General features: G+C 40.5%; 18 protein-coding genes and 1 pseudogene (1 of these 19 only partly in view). 6 read left to right on the top strand and 13 right to left on the bottom strand.

Annotated elements, in window-relative coordinates; genetic code table 11:
• On the bottom strand, positions 1-1,024 hold the 5' portion of the coding sequence (locus tag DI077_RS05860) for an NHL repeat-containing protein (protein ID WP_109018475.1). The gene continues 479 nt to the left of window position 1, outside the view; the window shows 1,024 of its 1,503 coding nt (coding positions 1-1,024); it begins with the start codon at positions 1,022-1,024; the stop codon falls past the left edge of the window.
• Positions 1,025-1,363: 339 nt separating this feature from the next.
• On the opposite strand from DI077_RS05860, the gene DI077_RS05855 reads away from it, so the two are divergent.
• From DI077_RS05855 to DI077_RS05845, 3 genes are all read left to right on the top strand, one after another.
• Positions 1,364-2,890 carry a malate:quinone oxidoreductase gene (locus DI077_RS05855; protein WP_109018474.1) on the top strand — a complete coding sequence of 509 codons (1,527 nt, stop codon included), beginning with the start codon at positions 1,364-1,366 and terminating at the stop codon, positions 2,888-2,890.
• Between the two features lie 53 nt (positions 2,891-2,943).
• The gene (locus tag DI077_RS05850; RefSeq protein ID WP_109018473.1) at positions 2,944-3,882 is read left to right on the top strand and encodes a DUF1554 domain-containing protein; all 939 of its coding nucleotides are present in this window, start codon (positions 2,944-2,946) and stop codon (positions 3,880-3,882) included.
• A 165-nt stretch (positions 3,883-4,047) separates the two neighbouring features.
• Positions 4,048-5,154 carry a PA0069 family radical SAM protein gene (locus tag DI077_RS05845; RefSeq protein ID WP_109018472.1) on the top strand — a complete coding sequence of 369 codons (1,107 nt, stop codon included), beginning with the start codon at positions 4,048-4,050 and terminating at the stop codon, positions 5,152-5,154.
• 6 nt (positions 5,155-5,160) lie between these two features.
• Here DI077_RS05845 and DI077_RS05840 read toward each other — a convergent pair whose 3' ends face one another.
• The 4 genes from DI077_RS05840 to DI077_RS05825 all read right to left on the bottom strand — a co-directional run bounded on the left by DI077_RS05840 (position 5,161) and on the right by DI077_RS05825 (position 7,227).
• Complete coding sequence (locus tag DI077_RS05840; protein WP_109018471.1) at positions 5,161-5,715, bottom strand: SET domain-containing protein; 555 nt, start codon at positions 5,713-5,715, stop codon at positions 5,161-5,163.
• Between the two features lie 52 nt (positions 5,716-5,767).
• Entirely contained in the window at positions 5,768-6,004 is a 237-nt protein-coding gene (locus tag DI077_RS05835; RefSeq protein ID WP_109018470.1) for a hypothetical protein, read from the bottom strand.
• A 115-nt stretch (positions 6,005-6,119) separates the two neighbouring features.
• Positions 6,120-6,872 carry an indole-3-glycerol phosphate synthase TrpC gene (locus DI077_RS05830; RefSeq protein WP_109018469.1) on the bottom strand — a complete coding sequence of 251 codons (753 nt, stop codon included), beginning with the start codon at positions 6,870-6,872 and terminating at the stop codon, positions 6,120-6,122.
• A gap of 22 nt (positions 6,873-6,894) precedes the next feature.
• Positions 6,895-7,227, bottom strand: a complete 333-nt coding sequence (locus tag DI077_RS05825; RefSeq protein WP_109018468.1) for an STAS domain-containing protein — start codon at positions 7,225-7,227, stop codon at positions 6,895-6,897.
• A 61-nt stretch (positions 7,228-7,288) separates the two neighbouring features.
• On the opposite strand from DI077_RS05825, the gene murD reads away from it, so the two are divergent.
• Entirely contained in the window at positions 7,289-8,677 is a 1,389-nt protein-coding gene (gene murD / locus DI077_RS05820) for a UDP-N-acetylmuramoyl-L-alanine--D-glutamate ligase (RefSeq protein ID WP_109018467.1), read from the top strand.
• Between the two features lie 110 nt (positions 8,678-8,787).
• The gene (locus DI077_RS05815) at positions 8,788-9,114 is read left to right on the top strand and encodes an STAS domain-containing protein (protein ID WP_109018466.1); all 327 of its coding nucleotides are present in this window, start codon (positions 8,788-8,790) and stop codon (positions 9,112-9,114) included.
• Between the two features lie 16 nt (positions 9,115-9,130).
• On the opposite strand, the gene DI077_RS05810 is transcribed toward DI077_RS05815, so the two are convergent.
• Positions 9,131-9,862, bottom strand: a complete 732-nt coding sequence (locus DI077_RS05810) for a hypothetical protein (protein WP_109018465.1) — start codon at positions 9,860-9,862, stop codon at positions 9,131-9,133.
• Between the two features lie 248 nt (positions 9,863-10,110).
• On the opposite strand from DI077_RS05810, the gene DI077_RS05805 reads away from it, so the two are divergent.
• Positions 10,111-11,229, top strand: a complete 1,119-nt coding sequence (locus DI077_RS05805) for a hypothetical protein (RefSeq protein WP_135354816.1) — start codon at positions 10,111-10,113, stop codon at positions 11,227-11,229.
• Positions 11,230-11,331: 102 nt separating this feature from the next.
• On the opposite strand, the gene DI077_RS05800 is transcribed toward DI077_RS05805, so the two are convergent.
• The 7 genes and pseudogenes from DI077_RS05800 to DI077_RS05770 form a co-directional block, all read right to left on the bottom strand.
• The gene (locus tag DI077_RS05800) at positions 11,332-13,323 is read right to left on the bottom strand and encodes an HD domain-containing phosphohydrolase (RefSeq protein ID WP_109018463.1); all 1,992 of its coding nucleotides are present in this window, start codon (positions 13,321-13,323) and stop codon (positions 11,332-11,334) included.
• Between the two features lie 53 nt (positions 13,324-13,376).
• Positions 13,377-14,408 carry a hypothetical protein gene (locus tag DI077_RS05795; protein WP_109018462.1) on the bottom strand — a complete coding sequence of 344 codons (1,032 nt, stop codon included), beginning with the start codon at positions 14,406-14,408 and terminating at the stop codon, positions 13,377-13,379.
• Position 14,409: 1 nt separating this feature from the next.
• Positions 14,410-16,764 (bottom strand): tetratricopeptide repeat protein, encoded by a 2,355-nt coding sequence (locus DI077_RS05790; protein ID WP_109018461.1) that lies wholly within the window; start codon positions 16,762-16,764, stop codon positions 14,410-14,412.
• Positions 16,765-16,864: 100 nt separating this feature from the next.
• Positions 16,865-18,259 carry a flagellar hook protein FlgE gene (gene flgE / locus DI077_RS05785; RefSeq protein WP_109018460.1) on the bottom strand — a complete coding sequence of 465 codons (1,395 nt, stop codon included), beginning with the start codon at positions 18,257-18,259 and terminating at the stop codon, positions 16,865-16,867.
• A 67-nt stretch (positions 18,260-18,326) separates the two neighbouring features.
• Positions 18,327-18,878 (bottom strand): annotated as a pseudogene (locus DI077_RS05780) (flagellar hook capping FlgD N-terminal domain-containing protein); the annotation flags it as partial.
• 17 nt (positions 18,879-18,895) lie between these two features.
• Positions 18,896-20,596 carry a flagellar hook-length control protein FliK gene (locus tag DI077_RS05775; protein WP_109018458.1) on the bottom strand — a complete coding sequence of 567 codons (1,701 nt, stop codon included), beginning with the start codon at positions 20,594-20,596 and terminating at the stop codon, positions 18,896-18,898.
• A gap of 391 nt (positions 20,597-20,987) precedes the next feature.
• Positions 20,988-21,413 carry a hypothetical protein gene (locus DI077_RS05770; RefSeq protein WP_109018457.1) on the bottom strand — a complete coding sequence of 142 codons (426 nt, stop codon included), beginning with the start codon at positions 21,411-21,413 and terminating at the stop codon, positions 20,988-20,990.
• Positions 21,414-21,640 lie beyond the last annotated feature (227 nt).

The raw sequence follows: 21,640 nt of genomic DNA, 5'->3' as shown, positions 1-21,640 counted from the left end.
AAACTCTGGTCGCTGTCGTCGAATTGCCAGGAAAAAACAATACTCTGTGATTGAGCGAATCTGCTATATAAACTCCCGTTGTATCAAATGCAATTCCTTCCGGATTGGTGAGAGTAGAAGCGGTTGTTCCCGACGTGGTCGTGGTAAAATTTCCGTTTTGTCCGTAGATACGAGTTGCAGTGGTCGAAGTATCCGGAAAGTAAAGAACCCGATTTCCATAAATATCAGTGATGTAAACTCCGGTTCCATCCACGGCAACATCGGGAACATTCGCGCCGGGAACACCATAAAATTCGGTGGGAGAAACCGTACCAGTATTTGCAGTCGTAAAATTTCCGTTCTGACCGTACACTCTGGTCGCAGTTGTTGATGTGCCGGAAAAAAAAAGAGCCCGATTGTTCTGCTGGTCTGCTACATACAATCCACCGCTACCGATAGCAACTTTAAAAGGAGCATTCAAGCCGGTCGCAGAAGTGGAAGGAGTGCCGGAGATAAAACTTGCTTGACCGTACACTCTGGTCGCCGTAGAAGAAGGCGGAGAAAGTGTAACAACTGTAACTTTGTAATTCTTTGAAGTTCCATCTTTCGCGGTCACAGTGTACGTTTTCGGGAGAGTGAAATCATTTACAGAAACCCCGCTTGTTTGCTCGACACCGTCGATTTTGACACTGACTCCTTCATAAACAAAACCGGCAGTGAGGGAAGTGAGGTTCGAATAAGATACGTTTATCGTAATGTCCGTGTCTTTGATTGTCCCCTGGATCGTAGGAGAAAGGACGGAAAAAGAAGTGATGGAAGGGTTTAATCCGGAGGAAGAAGAGGAACGAATTTTGGAATGACAATACGAAGACTGATCCCCTGCCAAATTCCGAAAAAGATCCACAGTCAAAAAATCAACGTTTTTGGTATCACAAGGATTTTCCAAAGAAGGAGATTTGCAGCCGGATACAAAAGATAGGATAGCCAAACTAAAAAAAAGAAGATCACAAACAGAGTGTTTCCAAAGAAATCGAAAAGTTTTCATTTGCAATACCTAGCGAAAATTGGCAGTCATCATTTGTTTTGTCAATATTTTCACAGGTATGATTCTATTAAGAAACCGTTTTAAAATCCGTAAAATTTTCCTGCGCCAGGGATCGAAAGAGAGCCGAAGGCGTCCGAAGGACCGACAGCGAAGCGAGAGTCTCTGAAGAGCCCGGTCGGGGCAAAGTTCGATTCCAGTTCCACATAACAGATTCGAGGCGCCCAAAGCTGATGTGTTTTCAGCCGGATACATACGTCCGAATTTCCGAAGCTTTTCTTCCCTTTCAGTTAGAAATAAATTGCCAAAATAACAACAATCTCTCAACCTCAATTCATCGTTATGAAAGATAAACATACAATCAAAACAAAGTCGGATGTCATCCTAATCGGTGCAGGAATCATGAGTGCGACCTTAGGGGTTCTACTAAAAGAGCTTGATCCTAGTTTGACTATCACCGTACTTGAAAGGTTAGATGCTGCTGCAAGAGAAAGTTCCAATGCATGGAATAATGCGGGAACGGGACATTCCGCCTTTTGCGAATTGAATTATACAACGGAAGAACCCGACGGTTCCATCAATGTGAAAAAAGCTTTGAACATAGCTTCTTCCTATGAAGTTTCGAAAGAATTTTGGGCCTATCTTGTAAAAGAAAAAAAAGTCCTGTCCCCCGAAAGTTTTATCCATCATGTTCCCCACTTTAGTTTTGTTTGGGGAGAAGAGAATGTTTCCTTTCTAAAGAAAAGATACGAAGCACTCACAAAAGAACCATTATTTGCAGAGCTTGAGTATTCGGAAGATCGGAACGAATTGGCGGATTGGATGCCTCTCGTAATGAAAGGAAGAGATCCGAATGTTCAAGTGGCAGGTACCAAGATGGATTTGGGAACGGATGTGGATTTTGGAACGTTAACAAAGGCTATATTTAATTATCTGGCAAGTTTGGAAGGGGTTCATGTTCAATACTATGAAAATGTAAAAGATCTGGAACGGGACAAGGACGGGCTTTGGAATCTGACTTCCACCAATTTACTGACCCACGAAAAAGAACACCATGAAGCGAACTTTGTATTCATCGGTGCGGGCGGCGGTTCTCTTCCTTTGCTTGAGAAATCGGATATCCCGGAAGCCGCCGGTTTCGGAGGATTTCCTGTCAGCGGACAATGGCTGAGATGCAAAAACAGAGATGTTATCGAAGCTCATTTTGCAAAAGTATATGGCAAGGCTTCCGTAGGTTCTCCTCCTATGTCCGTTCCCCATTTGGATACAAGAATCATAGGCGGCAAAAAAGAGCTATTATTCGGACCTTATGCGGGATTCAGCACAAAGTTTTTAAAAAGAGGATCTTATCTGGATCTGGTGAAGTCATTGGAATTTGATAATATTTTCCCGATGTTATCGGCAGGAATGCACAATCTTCCTTTGACCAAGTATTTGATTTCGCAAGCAATGCAATCCCACGAAGACCGCATTCATGCATTAAAGGAATATTTTCCCGATGTAAAATCGGAAGATTGGGAATTGGTTGTTGCCGGACAAAGAGTACAGATCATCAAAGAAGACAAGGAAGAAGGTGGAGTTTTGGAATTCGGTACCGAGGTGGTTTCGGCATCTGACGGAAGTTTGGCGGCCTTGCTTGGAGCTTCTCCCGGAGCATCCACTTCCGTTTCAATCATGCTCGAAGTTCTTTCCGATTGTTTCGGGGAAAAAATCAAATCAAAAGAATGGACTTCCAAACTAAAAGAGATGATTCCCAGTTACGGACAGTCTTTTTTGCACAACGAAGAATTATGCAAAACCAGTAGAAAGAATTCCCATGAAATCCTGAATCTTTCCGGATTGGCGAAAGAGGTGTCCAACCAAGCTTAAATTCAAAGAAAAGATCGAAGCAGATTCCGGAAATTTAATTCGTCGGATAGACAATGAGAAAAAGTAAAAATTTACTTATCATTGTTTGCTTCGTTCTTATTTTCACCGCCTGTCAAAAATTGGAATTCGATAATGCTCAGGATTTTGGAAACAAATCCTATTTGGCAACGGAAGAGCTGAAATGCCTTTTGGGGCAAGTTTCCGTCCTCTGCCCGTCTTCCCGAAATATTTCCGCGCCGGAAGCACCTACCATTCAGGCGGGAAATACTCAAAATACTTTGTCTTGGAAAGAAGTAACAGGCGCTACGTCCTATGCAATTTATTACGGAACCACTACAGGAGTATCAAAAACAAATGGCATCCGGATTGCAAACATTTCTTCACCTTACACACATTCATCTATTGTGAATAATACTTCCTATTATTACATTCTGGTCGCGGTAAATGCAAGCGGGGAAAGCAATGCTTCGTCAGAGGCAACTGCTACTCCGGTTTGCAGTCCGTGCAAAATGTTCTTAACCGCGACAACTTATACGGCAGCTTTGTCGGGGATTTCCGGAGCGGATTCGAAATGCCAGATAGACGCGAATAAACCGACCACACCGTCCGCTTCCATCTATAAGAGTTTGATTGTTGATGCAACGAATCGGATTGCCTGTACTTCCTCCAATTGCGCCACATCCGGTCTCGCGGAACATAAAGATTGGGTATTAAAACCAAACACAACTTATATTCGCGCCGCAGATTCGGTTTCGATCGGTGCGGCGGATAGTTTGGGGCTCTTAGTTCAAACCGCAGATATCAGCTCCGCCGGAACCCTCACAGTTTGGACCGGACTTTCTACGGGAGGAGATTGGTTGCAACACGGAACAGGAAGTTGCTCTCTTTGGACAGGAACAGGAGGTGCCGGTCAAGCTTCTAGTACCAATATTAAGTCCAACGGTGGAGGCAGCTGCGGCAGTTTCAATGTACTTGCTTGCGTGGAACAATAAAAATCATAAAAAAACCAATCAACGCCATGCCTGCATTGCTTCCCATTATGCAAATACAAAGCTCCGGTGGCGGGTGGATAACTATATAAATGAGCCTCAGGCCCGTTTGAGTCAAAAATAAATACTTTACAAATGATTAGTATTCATATAGATTTATAAATCTGTATGAACGATGGTGAAAAAAAGACGGAGAAACCGAAACCCAGGAGAGGAACGTTTTCCTCGGTTCCTGGTCGATTTACAACCGTTTTGCGGGAAGATTGGCAGGAAGATCAATCTCCGGAAGAAGATTTGCCTTCGATCAAAACCGAGTTCTTTTCCGAATTTCCCAAAACACTGATCACATCCAATGATTCCCCTGATATTCCTCACGGGTCAAGCATCAATCCTTACAGAGGGTGTGAGCACGGATGCATTTACTGTTTTGCAAGACCTAATCATTCTTATGTGGATTTATCTCCCGGCATCGATTTTGAATCCAAAATCTTTATCAAACACAATGTAGAGGAAGTTTTGATAAGGGATTTAAAACGAAGAAAAGGAAAAGTCGAGCCGATCCTACTTGGGACCGCAACGGATCCCTACCAACCGATCGAAAGAAAGACGGAAAATACAAGAAAGATTCTGAAAACATGCCTTGAGTTTGGTCAGCCGGTACAGATCATTACAAAGTCGTCTTTGATTTTGAGAGATTTGGATATTTTGAGTGAGATGGCAAAATTGAATCTCATCCAAGTTTGCGTTTCCGTTACAACTTTGGACAAAGAACTTTGGTCGAAATTGGAACCAAGAACAGCATCACCTAACAAAAGAATGGAGGCGATTGCAGGACTTTCCAGGGTCGGTGTTCCTATTATACTGATGTTTGCTCCGGTGATTCCTTTTTTAAACGATCACGAAATGGAATCCATTGTTCGTTTGGGAAAAGAAAACGGAATTTCATTTGCAGTTATGATTTTAGTAAGACTTCCCTACGAAGTGGCTCCTCTCTTCGAAGGTTGGCTTTCCGAACACTACCCCTTGAAAAAAGACAAGGTGCTAGGACTCATCCGGGATACTCGGGAAGGAAAACTCTACCAATCGGATTTTAAACAACGCATGACTGGGACGGGAAAGTATGCGGAACTTTTACGGGCCAGATTTCAATTGATCCGAAAACAAACAGGTCTTACCAAAGGACCCAAGATCCTAGAAACCGAACTATTTCATATCCCGGAAAAGTTTCAGATCAAAACAAAGAAAGATGAAGAAATCCTTCCCGGGTTATTTTAGTTTTTCTTAGGCGGAAACTTCGACTGCTTCCAAAACTTTTAAAAACTCTCTATTTTCAAAAGTTTCGATTCGCAGTAAGTATTGATCAAAGGACTTCAGCCGATCGGAAATATCCTTCAGATTGATCCGCAAATCCGCTTTGAATTTGTGATGTTCAGAAATCAATCCTCTGCAATTCGGAGAACCGCAACGACACTCAAAGGACTCGAAATGGCCAAAATAGCTGCCGTAGTCCTCCACAATCTCTTCCCCCGCTTTGATGTCTCGGAGAGCGAGACTGACGTTGTCATATTGCAATAAACCGGTGGAATTGGGATCACAGGAGTGGTTCACATACTTTCCTTCATCCCATGGGACAATGACTCTTTTTTGAAAATCCAAATACCCGTAGATGTTGAACTTTACTTTTTGTTTTTCATCAATGGTTTCAAAAGTATCCAAATCAATTTTGATATCATGGTCATCTAGGATCCAAAGGATTTCTCCCCGGGCAAAATCACGGCTTGCGAAAAGTCCCATACCTCGATCGGTGGGTTGGACAAATGTATCAGGATGAATCATGAGGGTGTTCTTGTTTTTATGCGCTTTGGCAGAGTTAGAGCAACTAAACGAATCAAACGAGTATAATTTTTGTAAAGATTAAATTCTTATTTCTTTTGGAATCTTTCTTAGATTCGTTTTTTTCCGGCACCTGGGTGGGTTCTTCGGATGCTTCGGCAGTTTTGGATTTGATTCTGGTATCCCCGCCCGATTCAGGGTGGGGAACTACACCCGCCACCCAATGAGTTCTCTCTACCACACCACCTTTTCTTTGTAAAGCGATCCGATCATTTCCGGAAATTTTATTCAAATAAGTTCGCCTTTTTGACTTTATATTCGTTTCCAGGTGGTTTCTGCAAGGAATGGCATGAGAGAATAAACTTGTTACAGGCAGGTAGGATGCGTATGAGCGCTCCTCGTTTGGTCTAAGAATTCGGTTTGGTTAAGGTTTCGTAAGCGGAAGCGATATTGGATTGTTTCATAAAATAAGTTCCGACAAGCACGGAATCCACAACTCCTTCATATTGGATCAAATCCTGGTAGGAATGCACACCCGACTCGGCAACCCGAACCAAATCTTTGGGAATCAAGTCGGCCATCTCCTGAACCAAACCGGAATGGATTTGAAATGTATCCAAATCCCTAGTATTGATCCCGATCACATCCATTCCGAAAGAAAGAGAAGTCTCGACTTCTGTTTGGTTATGAGTTTCAACCAAAACGCCAAGCCCTAATTTTTTCGCGTAAAGATAAAGTTCTTCAAGTCTGGATTTTTCCAAAATACGAACGATGAGTAAAATGGCAGAGGCACCGTTTGCATACGCCTCTTCAATTTGAGATTCATGCAGAATAAAGTCCTTTCGGATGACGGGGATTTTTACTGCCCGACTGACATCGCGAAGGTGAGAAAGCGACCCGAAAAAATAATTTTCATCGGTAAGAACCGAAATGGCACTCGCTCCGGAAATCTCATACTGTTTGGCAATTTCCACAGGAGAATAATCCGGTCGGATCACCCCCCCGCTAGGACTGCCTTTTTTACATTCCGCAATGATGGTGAGAGAAGACTGCTTTAAAGCTTTGGCAAAAGGATAAACCGGAACTTCCCTTTTGGGCAGGGAAGTTAGGTTGATGCGAAGAATTTCTTCGTGTTTTGTAGCTACAATTTTGTGTAATATAGGATTCGTAAAAACCTATTCCTTAAAAAGAGCGGAGGGCCGCCTCTTCCGATTCATGAATATCAAACAAAGAAGTCAGCTCGATCACGTCGAAAATACGTTTTACTGCGGGTTTGATATTGGAGATTTTGAGGGCTCCTTCTTTGGAATTGAGCTTTCGGAGTGTGGAAATACAAGCTCTGAATCCGGAAGAAGACATATACTCTACATCTTTCATATTCAGAAGCACTTTTCTATGACCACCGTTGTCTATCAAATCCATAAGGCCTTCTTCTACCTCATTCGCTACGGAAACGTCCAAGCGACCTTCCAAGTAAACAACTAGTTTTCCGTCTTTGATCTCGTGTTTAAGCACTATTTCACCCGACCCTGATATGATTTTACAAAATCACTCGTTTTTAACGGACTGTCAATCAATGTTTTCTATTAGTCTTCCTACTAAATCCTCCTTACTTTCCAAGCACCGATTTCTGATCTTAGGGGGAGGACTTTCAGGAGAATCTGCTGCAAGATTACTCTCCAAATATGGCAAAACGGTTATACTCGCAGATCAGTCGGAAAAAGTATCTTCCGACTCTCCTTATGCAAAGATAGTATCTGATAAAAATATAGAAGATGCTTTGGACCTTACCGAGTGCATTATCAAAAGCCCGGGAATATCACCCACCCATCCGATTTTACAGGAAGCGGAAAAAAGAAATCTTATCATCCTTTCCGAAATTGCACTGGGGAGAATTTTTTACCAAGGACCGTTGGTTGGAATTACGGGAACCGATGGGAAATCCACTACAACCGCACTCACTCATCATTTGATCCGAAGGCATTTTCCTAATTCACAAGTAGGTGGAAATTTAGGATTGCCTTTCACCTCTTTTTGCGAAGATAACCTGGATATGGTGGTTCTGGAATTATCCAGTTATCAACTGGAAGATTCACCTAACCTACATTTATCGGTTTCCGCAATTACAAATCTAGCCCCCGATCACTTGGAAAGACATAAAACCATGGAAAGGTATTTACTTGCCAAATGGAAAAGTAACGATCTTGAAAATCCGAATCATACATTCATCATCGGAAAAAAAGTCTGGGAAAAAATCCCCGACAAAAAATCAAACTACCCGGGCAAGATTCTGTTTTTCGGAGAAGAAACTGATTCCGATATTTTCATCGATTTTGATTCGGAAAAGATAACTACTAAAAATCATTCCTACGATACTCTTGATTTTTCCTTACCTGGAAAACACAATCTTTACAATTTATCTCTCGCGATTGCAATCTCCGAAGCAGTCGGTGTTCCGTATGAAAAAATTAAAAACCATCTTGGAGATTTCGAAGGATTACCACATCGTTTTAAAAAATTAAATCTAAAAGGAAAATTAAATCCATCGTTTCAAAATCTCGAATTTATCAATGATTCCAAGTCCACAAACCTGCACAGTATGTTGTCCGGACTTTCAGGCTTCAAAAAGGAAGATTCTTTATTTTTGATTTTAGGAGGAGAACCGAAAGAAGAAAGCCTTGGTCCTTTTTTCGAAAGATGGAAAGAATTGCAAAACCCGGTTTGGATTTACGGAAAAGCGGGGAAAGTATGGAAGGAAGATTTTTCAGAGAACAAGAAAGAACTTTTCTGTGAGATCGTTCCAACGGTAAAAGATGCACTCAAAGAAATAAAAAACAGAATTTCACCTAACGAAAAACAGACCATACTATTTTCTCCTGCTTGCGCCAGCTTTGATTTGTATAAAAATTTTTCGGAAAGAGGAAAAGATTTCGAAAGACTGGTTCAGGAAATCTTCGGATTATAAAAAAGAATCGTACTTATCCTCAAAGATTTTTAAAGAACGATTCTATTTTTTTACACTTGGTATTATCTTTTTTTTTAAAACTCCGTTCCCTTATTTGAAGGGTTAAGAAAATGATTCAGGCAATAAACCAAAAAGGGTGTTATAAAATCGAAAGAAAAAAACTGGATATAGAATCTATGGGACATTTCGAAAAAGAATGGAATTCCTACGTTTCCCCTTTCGATCAGAATATTTTTTTAGACCTTTCCGAAGTGGAGGAAATTTCATCAGCTATCTTAGGGATCCTGCTTCATAAGCGGATGAAAATGAGAAAACTCGGAGTGGAAATCCACCTTTCGAATGTAAATCCGAAGATACTTAGAATCTTAAAGATCATGAACTTAAGTTGTTATTTTTTATTCCATACCGGCGCGAAGGAAACAAGAGTATTCGGTTAGAAAGGAGCTTATACTATTATCTCAAATCTTCCGACTGGAATTTATGAGTAATATCCGTATAATGATAAATTTTTCCATCAGTATGATAAAGGATCGCATTGTTTAGAATCTGAAAAGAACGAACTTGGTAATTGAAAATATCTTCTTCCGCAACGTCCGCATACAATCCGGATAAGGTAAGGATTCTTTTATTTGTAATGATCGTTGCAAGGGTTCCGATGCTGCCCATTCCCAAAATCGTTTCTCCTTCCAAACCGATTTTTATTATGGAAGAATGTCCGATGGTAAATAAAAACAAACTTCTATCCGATTTGGCCGCAAATCCTTTGTTACCCAATCTAAATTGCATTTTTTCATCAGCAAAAAGATTTTCGGATATCCATTGTCTCGATTCGGTATCGATTACATAAAGTCTTTTGGAAGTAAGAACAATAGCAATTTGTCCGTTGATCTCTTCGTGAAGAAAAGTTTCACCCATGATCCTTTGAACTACGACGGTTCCATCCGAAAAAGTGGCTCTTAAGCGATCTCTTGCATGTACGATTGTAAGAGAATTGGTAATCAGCGGGTAGTCGGTAAGATCTCCGATTGAAGATTTATAAACAAAAGGTTTGATATCAAATTCAGGAGAAAGAAGCTGATTGGGAATGGATCCATTGGGAAGTCTGCCATGGACTGTAGTGAACTTTTGGGCGGAGAGAGAACTAGAAATAAGCAATTGAAACAGAATAAAAAATTGTAATTTCATGAACTTCCTCAATCTCAACACCTTGTTTAGACATCTCTAATTGTGTTGAATTATACACAAAAGCTAAGAATCGATAGATTTTCTATAAGTTTTTCTGCATAGAATAAATCCTCACAGAAAAATCGATATTTGCAATAAACCAAAAGAAATGTTTAAGAAACTGGAAAGAAAGATTTCTTGACGAAGTTTCCCTTTTTTTCAGAATGCATTTAACAACCATTACGCACAATAAGGATAACATGTTTTATATGAAAATACTTTCCGAATTTTCTATCAAAAAGAGTTTCTTTCCGACTTTTTTTATCTCTTTGTTCCTTTTAGGCATCACCACTTCATTGCTGCCTGGATGCTCCTATATAACAGTTTCAGACGAAATGAAACAAAGAAATCATGTGGATTCGCCAAACAGACTTGGAATTGCGATTGTCCAAGGTGACCATTTATATAATCGCGCTTTCAGGTCAGCCTCTCCCGAATTAATAATCGCCATTAAAAAAATTCTCGAAGAAAAAAATAGAACGAAAGAACAGCTGGTCAACATAGATACATTAGGCGATGGAAGTGAATACGATTATACTCAAGAATTTTCTACAATGGAAAAAAAGAACATATTAGAGTTACAATATCTTTACGAACGAACAACCATTCCGGTTGTTATGAATTGGCTCGGGTTAATAACTTTAGGAATTTTACCAATTAAACAGACCTTTCAATTCACCGTAACTCCAATTATACATGACTCAAACGGTAAAGCAACCAGCCTCAGTCCGATTCAATCATCAACTACCATAAATGAATGGAAAAGTTGGTTTTTGTTTCCTTTCGGATATACCAAATCAAGAGAAGTGGATTACCTTCAATATATTTTGTCTGAATCAATTGACTCTGCATTGAAAGAAATAGAAACAAAAAAAATCGCCCTTTCTTCTTTTAAGCCAAACTCCCCTCCCTTGGAACTTCCCTTCAGAATGTCAATGGATCCTGCCGTATGCGATGTTACGACTAGTTTTGGAAATAGATCAATTATTGCGGCGAAACCCGGAAACTTTATATGCTTTGTTTCTGTTCTTTTTGCAAACAAAACAGAGAATACCGTCTTTTTAAATACAGGGGATTTTAAAATTGTAGTAGGCGGAAAAGAGTTTACTGCAATGACTTCTGTTCCAACAAGCTATGGAAAAGAGGAAAATCTAACACAAAGCCTCAGCTTAGAAAAAGGGGATTCTGGCTGGAATATGCGAATGGTATTTTTTTTCTCTTATCCGAAATCGCTAGGTGATCCGACTGTGTTACGTTATACGGATAAACAAATTTCAACGATTCCAGTCGAAGCAAAGTTTAAATTGTTTAAAAAGCCAGGCCAATAATTCTTTTACATTTTGCTTGATTTCAAAATAAATCGTATGTTCATATGAAATTTGAAATCGGGTAAAAGAGGGTTTAAAATCCATCCAGATTTCTTTCTGGCTTCATTGACCCTCTAATCTTTTTTGCAAAACTTTATCATACACTCTGTTCTCGATAAACACATCCAATAGATCTCCGTCAATGTGTTGGTCTCTCACTTCCATCTTCAAAATGTCAAAGGCTCTTTCCAAAGGAACCGCCTTCTTGTAAGGACGATCTTTGTCGGTGAGCGCATCAAAAATATCGGCAATCGCCATCATCTTCGCTTGGACAGGAATTTCCACGGCACTGAGTCCCCGAGGGTATCCTCCCCCGTTTAATTTTTCATGATGACCATGTGCAATGGCGGGAACCATTTTCAATTCTCTGGTCCAAGGGATTTTGCTTAAAAACTGAAATGTATGTTCCACATGGGATTCGATTTCCCTTCTCTCTTCAAAATCAAGAGAACCTTTTCGAATCGAAAGAAAACTGAATTCTTTAGGTTGAAGAAGGGAAATATTTCCTCCTTCTGTAGTCTGGTATGTAAGCTTGGAAATTTCTTCTAAAAAATTGGAATTTCCTTCTTCCAAAATGGTAGGTTCGTTGGATTGTGCAATCACACGCATCATCTCTTCCATTTTTTGTTTTTCCATCTCATATTCCAATTGAATGGATTGTTCGAACTCCGAATAACCGGAGTTACCGTGCCTTTTCAGATAATCGATTTTTTTCTGAGAGAGTTTGGCTTCCACATCTTTGACGATAAAATGAAATCTCCAACGAATCAGATCCAATTCGTAGTCTTCCAGTTTTTTCGCCTTTACCAGAACTTTTTCCCGAACACCTACTTTGCCGAAATCATGCAATAAAGATGCGTAACGGATTTCCTTGATTTGAGCCGGATTGAAAATAACGTCTTTGAATCTACCTACACCGATGAGATTTACTGATTCTGCAAGTCCTACAGTGTACTGTGCCACCCGAAAAGAGTGACCCGAAGTCGTAGGGTCCCTGGATTCAATCGCGGAAACACTCGCAGTAACAAAGCCTTCGAATAACGTTTCTATTTCATGTACAAGATTGTTGTTTTGAATGGCGACTGCAGCTTGGCCCGCAACAGCCATCACCAATTCTTCCGAATATTTGTCATATTCCAAAACATGACCGGTTTTCATTTGTTCCAGACTGAGTTTGGAATGGAAATTTTTCTTCCGGTTGATCAGCTGAATGACTCCTACCACTTCATCATGATGATCCTTCATAGGAACAACTAACATGGATTTGGAGTAGTAATTGCTCATTTTATCGAAATCATTATTGAAATGATATTCTTCTTTGCCGGATAGCTCGTAAACATTCGGAATGTTGAGTTGTTTTCCGGTAAAAGCAACATAACCTGCGATACTTTTTTTATTGATGGGAAGAATGAATTCGTCGGAAGTCAGATCAAGTGCGGAAATTTTAAAACGTAGATTACGCGGGTTTCCTTTTTCATCTTTTTCCACGAGATACAATGATCCCGAATCGGAATTGGAAATCTCACGTGCCGAATTCAGAATATCACGAAGTAGTTTTGTAAAATCCTTCTCATTGGCGAGACTGATCCCAATCCTTGTGAGTTTGGAAATTTCATTCGTGGAAATATTGATTCTTTTTTGAAGTTCGAATTTATCCACAACCATTTGCAAGCTGGTGAATGCGTTTACGACCGCTTTGATTAAAAAGATAACCGGAGCATCGTCCGGAACGTTTGTAAAAAACAACTCTTCCTCAATCGACAAAGCCTGAAACCCGGTGTAATCAATGGGAGCTCTGACGATGAAAGAACACATCACGGAAGGATGAAGTTTCAAAAATTCATGAATGGATGCGTGATTTTTTTCCAGTTCGTAACGGGAAAGATAAAAAAGCACCTTAGCAATGTTTTGCTGTGATTCCTCTTCTATTTTTGCAAGCTCGGTGAGAGTGATTACTTTAGCTCGGATCTTTTTGAAGTGGTCGGAAACTCTTCCCTCAAAATAGGGATCGTCGGTGATGATATATTTATGTTCCCGTAAGTTTTCCCTATTCACATTTCAAATATCGTCGTAGCCTCGGAGGAATGTCTATTCTTTTAAAAAAAAATTCAGTTCTTTGATTGTTTCCTGAAAAAGAACAGAAGGGAAGCGGATAAGGAAGACAACAAAAACACTGTTAGCAAACCGATTGCCTGTACCCCTAACATGATCAAGGGGGGATGCGGAAAATCCGTTCTCTGCCAAGTAAGCAGAGGAGAAAAAACGCCCGCAGCACCCGCCATTAGAAGACCGGTAAACAAACAGGCTGCTTTTTGCGACCATAACTTTGTCACAAGCCACTGATGAAACACTTGTAACAAAACTCCAAGTGCAAAACCGAGCGGCAAAAGCAGTGCCAAGGAAAGACCGTTGGATGCCGAACCGAATGTTATGCCCGATAAAAATCCGATGATGGGAGAAAACGAAACATTCTCCGGTTTTCTAATTTTAGATAATAGAAAAAAACCGAAGGAGGAAGCTCCCCCTAATAGAAGGAGTTCCAACCCCAGGTTCAAGTACACTTCGTTTAGTATTGATTTAGACGAAACAAGACAAGCCCAAGGTACAAAAATTAAGTAAGGAAAACCGGAATCCGATTGATTTGTAGGAACTTTTTCATTTTGCCCGGATCCGGGAAAAAAGGTCTCATGGAACCAAACCAAACTGCCGGCAGCCAAACAGACAGAGAGAAATCCTCCTCTGTCTGCAAACTGTAAATTCGCCAAAACGCCGATATGAAATATCCAATAAAGAATAGGAAACAAAACAGTTCCCAAAACTAGAATATAGGGAACTTGAAATTTCATTTTCAACTCGGGTAAAACGGAGTTGGCTCCGAGAAATGAAAATCCCAAAAACAAAATCAAATTGGTTAAACTAACAATCGGCTGTTCCAAATAAAAGAAAGGCACCTGGCAAAGTCCGAGAACTGTTACCGCATAAAAAAGAAAATAAGAAGTCACTAAGTAAAACAAAGAGATAAAAATAAAATCGGACTGGAATTCTTTATCGTAAAAATAATTAAAGATACCTATCAAAAACAAAATCGCGGAAATAAATCCGATCATACTGAGTTCCGGTTGCAAAGGATGAAGATTCATGTCATTTATCACTTAATGTATATTTGGCGAGAGTATACGGAGGTTCCCCGTTTCGATCCAGGCTTTGGAAATTATGATGAAATCCTCTTACGGATTGGTATCCGATCAAAGTAAATTTACTTTGTCCCTTAGGTTTTAACAAAATGCTGCGATTGAAAAAATACAAAACCGGATTGTCTTTCAGCTCGGTCGCTATATCCTGAAAATGAGGCTGGATCTTGGCGTAGGTTTCGTAAATATCGATGGAATTTGCAGCCCGTATAATAACAGTTTTATTTTTGACGGTGGGGATATTACGATTACTTAAAATCCAATTTTTAGGTTCGTAATATTCCTTATTGAAATTCCCTACTCCGTCTGCGGCGAGAATCCGAATGTTTCGAAACGAATAAAGCTGCTGTTTTTTATCCATGGGAACTTTTTTCAAAAACAAATCCACTTCCTTCGGTAGTTCCCAAAGAACCACTTCCATCTTGGGAAAATGAAATGCTACGGACTGAGAAGTGATTCCCGGTGCATCGGGATTGTTTAAAGCGGGACCGATATCCAAGAACACTACATTCTCTCCTTTTTCATAGGAAAGATGTTTGGGAAAAATGTCTTCTTTCAGAGAAGCAAGTGCAGGTGTTCCGAAAAAATCCTTTTCCAACAAATCTCTCAAAAATTCATTCGTGTCTTCGAGTCTGTTGTCATAGGTTCTGGCACGAATCTCTTCTTCCTGACCTGAAAAAATATAACGCCCTGTATATGACCTGATTACTGACTCTTCCAAATTGGTAAAAAGATTCAAGTCGGGAGAATTCAAAACTCCGGGATAGATATAATCAGGAACCAAAGGATTGCCGCTTAATGTTTGGATCTGACTGTAGGGAGTAAGTCTGGTATAATTCCTGTACAAATTGTCCGATTCCGCGGTCGCACCTTTCTGCAAATAAATCAAAGCAAGCCCAAACAAGGATTCGCGATAAAAGATTTTATCTTCGCTGGGAAGCAACAACCGGGAAGCGACAATTTCTTCCCATAAAACCTTAGCATCGTTCACTTTACCCAGTTTGTATAGAACGGCAGCTTGCAACTGCAATACGATAAAATTCAATTCATGATTTGTAAGTTGTTTTTCAAATAAAATGCTACGGGATTTTTGCAGACAATCGAAGGCGGAAGGATATGCTTTCAGATCATATTCCAATTTGGCGAAGTCAAAATAAAATAGCGCAGATTCGAAATCTTTCTTTTGAGAAAAATAAGATTCCAACTGGAAAAACCCGCCGAGAGCAACTTCCTTTTGTACCAGGCTTGCAAGTAATAAAGAATGATACCAAAGATTGCGAAGAGCATCTTCGTCCGCAGAAAGGCCCAAACTTGCATATAATTCTTTTGCGGAAGTAAGATAATAAACCGCATCTTCTTTTTTGCCTTGGCGGATCAAAACTTGCCCCAAGAGGGAAAGAGTATTAGCATATTCGAAATGAAAAATTTGATCGGTTGCTTCCCGTTTTTTGCGCGCTAGTTGGAGATAGTCCCAGGATTTTTCCCAATCGGGAGAATGAAAGAGACCGATTGCTATCGAATAAGCGAACTGAGATGCATAAATGGAATGGATCGGATTTTTGTTGTCTTCCCATTCCTTCCAAAGCTCTTTGTGGCTCGCAATTCCTTTGACTGTAAAATCCCGTTTCATCCTTTCGTAAAAAACAAAGGAAGCTTTCGGAGAAGTAAGCGAAATATTGTTAACAACCGTTAGCTTTTCTTCATCCAATCCCTTTTCGGAAAAAAGAGAAACGTAGGCCAAAAATTCATCCGAAGAAAGTACCTCGGTATCAAAATCCTCTGCGACAAGTTTGGGAGGATTTAGTAAGATCCGATGAAGACGGATGGTTTCGGAAATCAAATGATGATAAGAACGGGTGATTTTAGCGGGAAAGGTTCCTAGTTCCGGCCAGGAAACCGTAAAAGAATCCCCGTTGTAAAACTTTTTGGTTTTGGGAAAATAAAGTTTGGGCCTGAATTCCAAAAAATCTTTGGTCAGAGAAAAATCACCCAATAGAATGATATGAAGATTGTCTTTTTGGGTTTGTCGCAATGTCTCCGTGTCCCCGTAAAAAACGGATCCGGACATCTCTGCAAACTGAAGGTGAACGATATTTCGAATCGCCTTAGCAATCGAATCTTCGTCTTTGTAATTCCCCAATTTCCAATCCCCAAGTGCAATATGAGGAAGTAAAGCGGGTGCATTATAATTTTTCGGCAACGATTCCTTCTGAATCGTGTCCAGAACTGAATAATATAACGGAGGATAGGCGATGGCCGCCAGAAGGATTAATGTGAGTAGGAAGTTTTTTTGAAAATGGGACAAGGACTTGCAGTTCTAAAAATAATGATTTGACCCAGTATTCTTAGAATTTTGCATAATTCAAGGAAAAAATGGGGCTTACGCCCCATAGTTCGGTTTATGATTATCGTTTGAGACCTAGAACTTCCTGGATCATCTGATCGGATGTCACGATGGTTCTTGAGTTGGCTTGGAATCCTCTTTGGGTCACGATCATATCCGTAAACTGATCGGAAAGATCAACGTTTGACATTTCCAAAAGTCCCGCGTTGATTTTTCCCCGACCTTGCGATCCTGCCTCTCCGATGTTCGCTTCGCCTGAGTTCATGGAATAGCTGTACATTGTGTCCCCTTCTTTGTTGAGACCGGCAGAGTTTGTGAAAACCGCCATCGCAATTCTGGCAAGAGGTTGTCTCACTCCGTTCGAAAATACTCCGGTTACGGTTCCTGTGTTATCAATGGAAAAAGATTCCATATAACCCATTGCATAACCGTCTTGTTTTACCGCTTTCGTAGTGAAATCGGAAGAAAATTGAGTGATTCCTCCCACAAGACCTGCTTCCCCTAAGTTCAGGCTGAAAGTCTGTTGAGTTGGATTACCCGGAATTCGGAAAGCGACTTTTGCTTGGAGTTTTCCGGTGGTTTGAGAATCCACTCCGTCGGAAACACTGATGATTTTTCCATCAGGTGTAAATGATACTTCCAATTCGTTGTTTTCGGAAACGGAAGTATTTTCTCCACCCGTTCCGGATACGTCCACGGAAAGTTGAGTGGCTTCGTTCAGATTCATTCTCATCTTCCAAACATTGTCACGAACTTTGTAAAATTCGACTCCCAACTGACGAGTGTTACCTTGCTCATCGTATACGTTGATGGAAGTCACATGACCTCTTCTTTGACGAGGGTCCGGATCGTTGATATAACGTTTGATGTCGTCTTCCGTTGCATCCGGCGGAACCGCAGGAACGTTCGCATTCAAGTTGGATTGAAAATCAACATTCTGAGTCGCACGTGCCGGTTCTTTGGAATAAAGAGGGATAATGATGTCTTCAACGGAACCTGCGGAGTTGATGTATTTATTTCCACTGTCGTCAAGTCGTGAATTCCAACCTTGCACTTTCAAACCGTTGGCAGGGTTCACATAATAACCGTTCTTATCTACGTTGAAAGCACCGGCTCTGGTATAAAACTGTTTGTCACCGTCTTTCACTACGAAAAATCCGTCGCCTGATACCGCGATGTCCGTGTTTTTGCCTGTAGTTTGCAAAGCACCTTGGGTCATGATCTTATCGATTGCTGCGATGAGAGATCCTAGTCCCACTTGTTTAGGGTTTGTTCCACCGATGTTTTCTTTCGGTTCCGACGCACCTTGCAACTCTTGGGAAATCATATCCTGAAAGGTAACTCTTTCCGTCTTGAATCCGTGAGTGTTAACGTTTGATATGTTGTTACCGATAACATCCATTCTTACTTGGTGGTTTTTGAGTCCGGATACTCCGGAGTAAAGTGATCTCATCATAGCTAGTTACCTTATTTTCCTTATCGTCTACTTTCGATTAATCCTGATATGCTTCTTGTTTTTTTAACGTATTATTGGGAAGCGCCTGAGGTGTTTGCGGTTGCATCATCGTCTCAGCCTTTAATACTTCCGGATCCGAAATCAAATTGAGTTTTGCAACATCAATCATTCTTCCGTTCACCCGAACATATGTTTTGCCTTCGTTATCAAATAGAATTGCACCGGCGATTCCGGTTACATCTTCTCCCGATACCAGATCCGGTCCGGAAACCATCTTTCCCACGACCGAATAACTTTGTTTAGATTCCATTCTTTGAATTCCGGAAGAAATGTTTTTCATCTGTTCCAAAGAAGAGAACTGTGCCATCTGCGCGATGAAGTCTTTGTCCTGAACCGGATTGGTCGGATCTTGATGGGACAATTGAGTGAGAAGTAATTTCAAAAAATCATCCTTACCCAGTTCTTTTTGTTTTTCACGGATCTCTATACCTTTCAGTCCGCTTTTTTCTTCCTTCTCCATCTGATCCAAATGTTTGCGGATATTGAAAGTTTTCTCGGTATCGAGGTATCTGCTTCGAATCGCATTCTGGCTGGATAGATCTTGTATTCCGTCTGGCATATACTATTCCTTTTTGTTTAAACGAAAATTTCGAGCCCGTCCGGGGCGGTTGTAAGTCGGGAGGAAACTTCCGACTCCTCATCTAACGCTTGTTTTTTTAGGTTGGAAGAATAGGATTGAACCGATTCCGGATCGAATTGTTTCCAACCGCCTTGACTGTTTTCGGATAAGGAAGAACCGCTGTTATCCCAAATGTCCACGAGGAGATTTTCCAATTCCAAACCGGATTCGCGTAAACTTTCTTTCAATTTTGTGATTTCATTTGTGATGAGAGACTTCATCTCTTCCGACTCTACAAGGATCCGGCCTTCCACTTTTTCACCGTCTACGGTAACTTTCAAAGTTAGTCTACCGAACTCTTTCGGGTTCATTATGATTTCTGCCGTGGACTTACCGTTCTGAACGATGTCGAACCGCGCTTGTTTCACCAATTCGTCCAGGTTCTTTTGAACGTTTTGTTTGTTCGGTGAAGTAGTTTTTTCCGCACGTGCGGATTCGTCCGCTTTTACGGAACTACGGAGTTCATTTTGAAATGAAAATCCTTCTTGTTTCAAAGATCCTTTTTTGTCTCCACCGGAAGAACCTTCTTCTTTCGAATGGAATTGAGTGGAAGGAATTTGAATTTCTGCCGTTTCTTTCGGTTTCACTTTGTCCGCTACCGATTGATTTCTGTTATCTGATTTGTTGAATTCACGGTCTTTCACACCCAGAGAACGGATCATTTTTTCGGGAGTCGCCATTGATTCGGAAACTAGATTCGATTTATCTTTGGAAGTGTCTTCTTTTGCGGAGAGCTTTTTGGAAGAAGGGGCTTCTTTCGGTTTTTCAGGATTACGATCGAACATGGAAACAATTTGTTTGGAATTGTCTTGTTTTGCGGATTCCATTTCCGGTTTAAATGCCTTTTCTCCGCTTACGGATGCGGAAGAAGAAGTAACAGAAGGTTTTGTTACCGGTTCTTTTTTGATTTCTTTCGGTTTCACATCTTCTTTTCGAAACGATCCTATGATTACTTTTTCATTTTTAGAAACTGTTTTTAAATCCCAGCCTTCGGATTTTCCGTTCAGATTTTCTAGTCCGGAATCCTTTTTCTGATTGGGCTCCCATTTTTCTTTGGGTTTGGTTTCTTTCGTCTCTTTGCGAAAAAAAGTTTCAGCCAATTTTTTAGCGTCTTCCAAAAAACTTCCCGCCTCTTTCGTATTACCAGCGTACGGCGGATTTTTATCATTTGATTTTAATAAAGCGAGCTTTTGGGGTGATTGTGCGGAATCTTTGAAACCGTCTTCTTTGTTTTTTACGGATTTTTCGGAAACGGTTGGGAAAAAAAACAAATGGGAAAGGAATTCTGCCGAGGAAGGCATATCTCTTTTTTCAAGTGAAAGATCCTCATCTTCTTCGATTTTTTCTTCTTTCGAAGAGTCTTTGATTTCTTTATCCGATTTGGAGATTTCCTGAGACGTCTCTTCTATCTGTCCTTTTTGATCCGAAACACCGGCTTCGGAAGGAATTTTGGTATCGTCATAAACAAGAGCGGAAGATTTGTTTGCGGCATCGTTGGCCGCAGGTGCAGTAGAATTGGCAGGACTCGCAAAAAGAAAGTCCGAGAATTTTTCATTTGCCTTATTCGTATTTGTTGCGACCTGAGCATCTAACACTGGTAATTTGAAATCCGGTGCGACCAGTGATAATTGTCTTTTAGGTTCTTGAGAAATATTCATAAGAAACTTCCTTACAAACTAAGAATCGAACTTCTGGAAAATTCCTTGAGACAATTATCTTCACACTTGTCCGGAATATGTCCCTTGGGGAAAAAAGGGCTGAGAAGTGGGAAAAAAGAGCTTAGGGAAAAGTTTGGAGGGGGTTGATTTGGTATAAGATGGGATTTTGGTATCCCCGCCCTGATTTGGGTGGGGTAATCCACCCGCCACCCAATGAGTTCCAACTAACACATTCGTGTTAATTTGGCAATTCCTACTTATATTTTCCCAAAAATTCTAAGAAAAAGTTCGGCTTTTTGCCTTCTAAAACAAAATAAATCCACAAACCGGATGAAATAAAATCAATCATCCGATCTGTGGTTCTTTGAATCGAGAAAAAGAAGAAGTCCGGTTATTTGCAATAAGGAGTCATAGGAAGCTCCGTCTCCGTTTTGACATCGAAAATATTCAAATTGCCCGATGATGTTATCAAGAAGGGCGTAGAATATTTAAAATAAGCCTTTTGTCCGGGTTTTAAATTCAAACACCCCACAACTCTGCCTCCGGAAAGATAAGTCATTTCAACCTTATAATTGATAGCTCCCTCTTTGAGTTCAAAAAATTGCGCCTCTGTTTTATAAGGAACTATTTTCGGATCTGCGTCATTGAACCAAACGTTCAATCCATTCGAAAAATAGAGAATCCATTGAAGGGGTGAATGTGTCGCCGCTACGTAAATTCCTGTCTTTTTTTCATTTTCTGTTTTTTCTTTCACATCGGGAAAGGAGGAGCAGGAAACGAAACCTAATATCAATGCAACTAATATATATTTTTTCATATTTTATCTTTACGTCACTATTGTTAGCTTACCCCACATAACAAGTATATTCGCATACCATCGGGATAATAAATCCCCCGCGCCCCGGATCGACCGAGCGCCCTCGCCGAGGGAGAGCCGGAAAAGGCGCCCCAATCTTTCAGAAAAATATTGATCGGAAGATTAGGAAACAAATTGACAACGGACAAGTATCCTGAAATCTAGCCGAAAGCTCCAATAAATTGGAT

The sequence above is a fragment of the Leptospira kobayashii genome (assembly GCF_003114835.2).
In the GTDB taxonomy this organism is placed as follows: Bacteria; Spirochaetota; Leptospiria; order Leptospirales; family Leptospiraceae; genus Leptospira_A; species Leptospira_A kobayashii.
The sequence above is the reverse complement of the archived record's forward strand: the minus strand, read 5'-3'. Positions and strand labels throughout refer to the sequence as shown.

Bases quoted from the DNA above. Each gene is read 5' to 3' on its own strand.
- DI077_RS05855 (WP_109018474.1), top strand. From the start codon at position 1,364: ATGAAAGATAAACATACAATCAAAACAAAGTCGGATGTCATCCTAATC.
- DI077_RS05850 (WP_109018473.1), top strand. From the start codon at position 2,944: ATGAGAAAAAGTAAAAATTTACTTATCATTGTTTGCTTCGTTCTTATT.
- DI077_RS05845 (WP_109018472.1), top strand. From the start codon at position 4,048: ATGAACGATGGTGAAAAAAAGACGGAGAAACCGAAACCCAGGAGAGGA.
- DI077_RS05840 (WP_109018471.1), bottom strand. From the start codon at position 5,715: ATGATTCATCCTGATACATTTGTCCAACCCACCGATCGAGGTATGGGA.
- murD (WP_109018467.1), top strand. From the start codon at position 7,289: ATGTTTTCTATTAGTCTTCCTACTAAATCCTCCTTACTTTCCAAGCAC.
- DI077_RS05815 (WP_109018466.1), top strand. From the start codon at position 8,788: ATGATTCAGGCAATAAACCAAAAAGGGTGTTATAAAATCGAAAGAAAA.
- DI077_RS05810 (WP_109018465.1), bottom strand. From the start codon at position 9,862: ATGAAATTACAATTTTTTATTCTGTTTCAATTGCTTATTTCTAGTTCT.
- DI077_RS05805 (WP_135354816.1), top strand. From the start codon at position 10,111: ATGAAAATACTTTCCGAATTTTCTATCAAAAAGAGTTTCTTTCCGACT.
- DI077_RS05795 (WP_109018462.1), bottom strand. From the start codon at position 14,408: ATGAATCTTCATCCTTTGCAACCGGAACTCAGTATGATCGGATTTATT.
- flgE (WP_109018460.1), bottom strand. From the start codon at position 18,259: ATGATGAGATCACTTTACTCCGGAGTATCCGGACTCAAAAACCACCAA.
- DI077_RS05775 (WP_109018458.1), bottom strand. From the start codon at position 20,596: ATGAATATTTCTCAAGAACCTAAAAGACAATTATCACTGGTCGCACCG.
- DI077_RS05770 (WP_109018457.1), bottom strand. From the start codon at position 21,413: ATGAAAAAATATATATTAGTTGCATTGATATTAGGTTTCGTTTCCTGC.